Genomic DNA, 3,936 nt, shown 5'->3' with positions numbered 1-3,936 from the left:
CTGCGTCGAAGGATCATAGCATTGAGTACCACAACAAGACAAACCCTCGGGGCAACATTCTCCATCTCCCTCACATTTGTCTACACATTCACCATTTATACAGCATTTGGTAGGATTGCCGTCGCAGACCACACAGTTTCCGCTGCCGTCGCATTCTTCGCAATCAGCAGAATCGCAAGATGATACACATTCGCCATCCACACAGGTTTCGCAGTTGGCCGGGTCGCATTTTGATATGCAGTTTCCATTGCCGTCGCATTCTTGGCACATTTCCGGCTTACACCTGCTTTCACAAGCGCCGGACGTTTTGTTACAATCCTCGCACTGGTTCGGGTCGCAGCAGGAGCCATAGCAGCATTTTTCATATAGGTTACATATATAATTTTTAGTTACGCCGGGGCAGCAGTTATGAGTTTTAATATTATAGCATGTGCCGCCGCAACAGCGCTGGTTAAGATCGCCGCCGCATAACAGGCAGCCGCTATCTATGCAGTCTAGATAATAAGCGGTGTTGTATTTTAATTCACAGCTACTATCTTGAGCCTTGTACATTCCCAATGCATTGGTGAATTATTTGTTTACATCTGCGACGAAAACGAGATTAGCATCCTGGTACTTATATTCCTTGAGATGATGAAGAACTTTTTGGGCCTCCAGAATCATTTTATTTTCATACGAGTAGGCTTTCCTTCGTTGAAATCAATTATTTCAGAACCGGATGGAAGAGGCGATCCCATAATCCGCTCAACTTCTTGACGTAATTGTTTGTTATCAGCTATAGAAATATCAATGTTCATATAGTCCCTTACAGTAGAATCACTAAAAACAATACGCCCTTCACGAGCATATTCAAGACCGTTCTTTTTAACAATATCAGATGTTGATACTACCTTTGATGGTCGATTCATCCCGTCGAATGTATATGAAGCATTTCTTACGAAGAAATCCGAATTTGGGTCCACATCCAATTTCCATATCCCCTTTGAATCTTTTCCAAAATTCCCACGAGAATTGACTTCGATGAATTTTGTATCCGGCAACTTTGCTAAATTAATATCGTTGGCCTCAATAAAATCTGAAAAACCTAATCCGGAAGCTAATAAAAAATATTTGAATTCTCCAGAAGAGATGCCACTTTTCGTGTGGTAAACGTGCTTCGCGGTAGAAATACTTTCAGCTTTTTCAATACTACCATCTGGAGAGACATTTAGCCTTTGTAGCTTATCTAAGACCTCTGTTTTTTCGGAAGTAGAGATTATGTATGTTTCTAAATACCTCCAGACAATAAGGCGTCTATCTTTATCGTAATCTATCGATTGATAGGCATATCTTCCTGTACCGGGCGGAACGTAAACAGGGTCATGAAGATAATCATAAACTATCTTCATTTTTACATTGTCCCCCTCCCAGGTTACGGCACAATCCTTTAACATCTGGCCCTGATTCGGGTCAAACATTGAAGCATGAGTAACCATCTTGAAAGTTGCCAATTTGGGAATTTCGGATTTTAGAAAACCATCACGATTCTTAAATGAATTAAGTATTTCAGCGCCTGTTAGTTCAGATGCATAACAATCTGGTAAAACTGATATTGTTAAACTGTACAACAATAGCAGTTGTTGAACCCTGAATATTTTAATAATGTTCATTTGTTCATCTCCTTTTTAGAATATTTTATGGACAATTTTCTCCCGCACACTCCATCTTTGATCCTCTAGGATACGTAGCTACTATGGGACCTGGGCAACCAAACGTCTCGCAAGAAGTTTGCCAATTTCCTATTGAACAAGTCCCACAACCCTGATAAGTTTTATGCCATTCTTCATATTGTACAGGTTCTCCGCCGGTCAGACAATTAGGAAAATTCAAGTCAACCTTGCTCTGCAGTACCGCCGGTTGCCCGGGCACTGCATTTACTTTACAGTTGGAAGGACAGGTAGAATCAGGGTGGTAATCGCAGGTTGCGGTATTTAATTCGTCGATGATACACCAGTCAGAAGCACAAGTAGTACTATCTATATAATGTCCACACTCGAATGCAGTGTCACTAATTGAGTGACAATTACCACATATGGGATCTTTACATTCCCCGTTTATGCAGCACTTAGTAGGATCTCCGTTGCAAACTACACATTCGCCATCCATGCAGGTTTCGCAATTGGCCGGGTCGCAGCAGGAATGGCCTGTAGGGCCGGGGCAACATTCTTTACCGATTTCACATAGAAAGTCACCGCAGCATTGAAGATTATAAATGTTATAGCAGTCGCCATTACAACAGGCCATATCAGGATTGCCTTCGCATACTTTACATTCGCCACCCACGCAACTTTCGCATAGATTCGGCTTGCAACAAGAGCCATTGCAGCAGGTTTTATTAGCGTCGCATATATAGAGGCTTCCATCAAGGCGGGGGCAGCAATTTTGAGTATTAATATTACGGCATGTGCCGCCGCAACAGCGCTGGTTAAGATCGCCGCCGCATTCTTTGCAGCCGCCGCCAACGCAGCTTAGACATTGGCCCTTCGGCACGCAGGAGTTACAGCAGCAGAATTTGTCAGGATTACCGCCGCATAATCGACAGCTGCCGCTCACGCAAGATTGGCAGGTGCCGCACTCTTTGGGGACACAGCGGTGTAAATACGGATCCCAATACTCACAAGAAGGACAAGTAGGGGAACCAGCCAAAGCCGGTATGCTTAAAGATAAGCAAATTAAAAAGATTGCCGGCAGATTTATCCTCATTTGTTCGCTCCTTCCATCCCGCCAACAGAACGGTGTCTAATTCTTCATTATTAACTTGTAAAAGTGCTTAGAAAGCCTCCGCTGAAGACGAAAACAGCCTCCCTCTGAGGCGAAGAGAAAACTATTTGTTTACATCTGCAACGAAAACAAGATTGGCGTCTTGGAATTTATACTCCTTGCCTGCGATTTTATCGACGAACTTATCGCCGTCTTTCAAACCGAGATTTTTATAAGTAAACGTTTCGGGGGAGATTTCCTGATTTACTTTATTATTTTTGTAAGTAGAGTCATATTCATCAGTTACTGTCCCATTGGGGTCGTAAATTTTTATTATTCTCCTCCTGGGCAAATAGATACCGTCTACGAGCTCGTACTCCCAGGTATGTTTTTGAAATACCACACCACTGCCAGTAGCGGCATCCCAGTATGTCATATTGAAGCCGTCTCGGCTGGAAAACACCATGGTTAATATTGCATAGTGCTCAGGCCTGCTTCGCTCAATGTTCACTACCGCCGGCTCTATGATTTTATATTCGATATTATCACCTTTCTTGTGCTCTTCTATTTTGAATCTGTAACCATCAAACTCTATTTTCCCGTACTTATTGATTTTTTTGATTAATGACTCCAAAGTATTCCAGGTAACACCTGCTTCCGCAAAAAACGCTTTCCTCGGATCATACCTGCCTTCATATAAATCACCTTGCGGCTCACGTTTCGAAGATTTTTTTTCTGCCCTTTTGTGGAGCACGCCGCCAGTTCCTTTTTCAAAACTGTATGCATCCCCTTTTAACAAACAATCTGGTGTGGCAATTATAGTCGACCAAATCGGGATAGGCCCACTGTTTCCCACATTGTCCCCGGTATTATAGTTAAAGTAATTACTGGGCTTATCTCGTAAAGTATCAACATAGACAAGGCTCTTGTTTGCATCAACTGCAAAAGTAATCTTGTCTTCTGCCTTTTGAAGAATAGCTTTGGGCGCCTCTCCTTTAGCATTCGTAGCGTTTCTAAAAAGGTCTTCAGCTAAGGACCCGGTATGCACCCAAGTTATTTTTTTGTTAATTTCTCCAGACCAAGTTTTGATTTGCTCGTAATTCCCGCGGATGGCATTAGCTATCAGTTCAAGAATTGCCGGCACTTCCTCATCTGGAATAATTCTTACAGCTTGGTTCGGCTCTTCTGCTCCAAGTG

General features: G+C 42.7%; 4 protein-coding genes. 1 reads left to right on the top strand and 3 read right to left on the bottom strand.

Annotated features, from left to right (window positions below; all coding sequences use genetic code 11):
• On the top strand, positions 1–183 hold a 183-nt coding region (locus tag PHG53_10395), incomplete at its 5' end, for a hypothetical protein (GenBank protein MDD5382027.1).
• Positions 184–659: 476 nt separating this feature from the next.
• On the opposite strand, the gene PHG53_10390 is transcribed toward PHG53_10395, so the two are convergent.
• The 3 genes from PHG53_10390 to PHG53_10380 form a co-directional block, all read right to left on the bottom strand.
• Positions 660–1,649 (bottom strand): hypothetical protein, encoded by a 990-nt coding sequence (locus PHG53_10390; GenBank protein MDD5382026.1) that lies wholly within the window; start codon positions 1,647–1,649, stop codon positions 660–662.
• Positions 1,650–2,126: 477 nt separating this feature from the next.
• Positions 2,127–2,501, bottom strand: coding sequence for a hypothetical protein (locus PHG53_10385; protein ID MDD5382025.1), 375 nt, complete (start codon positions 2,499–2,501; stop codon positions 2,127–2,129).
• Between the two features lie 362 nt (positions 2,502–2,863).
• Positions 2,864–3,936: hypothetical protein (locus tag PHG53_10380; GenBank protein ID MDD5382024.1), on the bottom strand; the 1,073-nt coding region annotated here is incomplete at its 5' end.

Source organism: Phycisphaerae bacterium (assembly GCA_028714855.1).
Taxonomy (GTDB): domain Bacteria; phylum Planctomycetota; class Phycisphaerae; order Sedimentisphaerales; family Anaerobacaceae; genus CAIYOL01.
The sequence above is the reverse complement of the archived record's forward strand: the minus strand, read 5'-3'. Positions and strand labels throughout refer to the sequence as shown.

Excerpts from the sequence above, each read along its gene's own strand:
- PHG53_10390 (MDD5382026.1), bottom strand. The coding sequence starts at position 1,649 with ATGAACATTATTAAAATATTCAGGGTTCAACAACTGCTATTGTTGTAC.